General features: G+C 39.4%; 1 protein-coding gene. It reads left to right on the top strand.

What is annotated here, in order from left to right; genetic code table 11:
- Window positions 1-330: 330 nt before the first annotated feature.
- Window positions 331-1,289: DNA/RNA non-specific endonuclease (locus ACRCJ0_RS14320; RefSeq protein ID WP_431390887.1), on the top strand; the 959-nt coding region annotated here is incomplete at its 3' end.

Genomic DNA, 1,289 nt, shown 5'->3' with positions numbered 1-1,289 from the left:
CCCTTTAATAATTCTCGAATAATTAAAACCTTCCATTTATTCCCAATTAGATCGACCGTTGTCGCTACTGGACATACCGGTAATTCTTCTTTCGCTAACATGATTTCACCTCAATCGACTTTCTATTACAAGTATCATACCAGAAATTTGCCTGATGATTATTGTAAAAAGACTACAGACATTGATTTTGTGAACTCTTGACGAGAAATAATTTTATCTATTTTACATTTTGTAAATAAAAGAACGATAATCATTGCAGTTTAGAATGACGGCCGATATAATGTAAGGCAATATGGGAAAGAATAGATACTTTTGGGAGAAATATAAATAATGAAGAAAAAGAATATTAACTGGTTACGTTTGTTGGCTTACTTGGCTTTACTGATAATATTTATCTTGTTATCACCATTCATTTTAGTTGTTGCGCCTATTCTGGCCTTGTTTTTCTACAAGATTAAGCCAAATAATCAATGGTTGAGAAACAGCTTGATTGCCTCAGCAGCTGCATTAATCGGTACGATTGTCATCTTTTCAATAGACACAGGTGAAACCGAAGCCGATCAAACCGACCTTCAACCACAAGAACAAGTCATAACCTCAGATCAAGATGCTGATGAGAATTCCGCTGATGATTCTGAATCAGCGGCCGAAGAAGCGGCTGCTAAGTCCGCTAAAGATGCGTCACAAAAATCCTCCAAGGAATCTTATGACAAAAAATTAGCCGCTGAATCAAGTGCACGCCAAGCCTCTTCTATGAAACGTGCTGAATCAGAGTCTAAAGAAAAGGCAGCAACTGAATCTAAAGCAAAAGCCGAAAGTGAAATTGCCAGCCAAGCAAGCGCTGAATTCACAAAAGTACGTACAGTACCTGCTGGGCAAACTTATATAGAAATTAACAATAATATCCCTTACTTTACAGATGCGGATATTACATCGACTGAATCCTACGAATCATATGGTGAACTGGATAGTTTAGGTCGGGTAACCGCCGCAAACGCTGTCCTCGGGGTCGAACTGATGCCTACTACAGAACGTGGTGATATTTCAGATATCAAACCCACTGGCTGGCAACAAGCCAAGTATGCCAACGTTTCTGGTGGTTGGTTGTATAACCGGTCTCACTTGATTGGCCACCAACTAACTGGTGAAGATGCCAATGCCCGTAATTTGATGACTGGTACTAGATGGTTTAATACTGAAGGGATGTTGCCATTTGAAAACTTTGTGGCTAACTATATTGAACAAACAGAAAACCATGTCCGCTACCGTGTTACACCAGCATTCGAAGG

Source organism: Aerococcus sp. L_32, from assembly GCF_050689315.1.
Note: the sequence above shows the minus strand (reverse complement) of the source record. Positions and strands in the feature narration are given on the sequence as shown.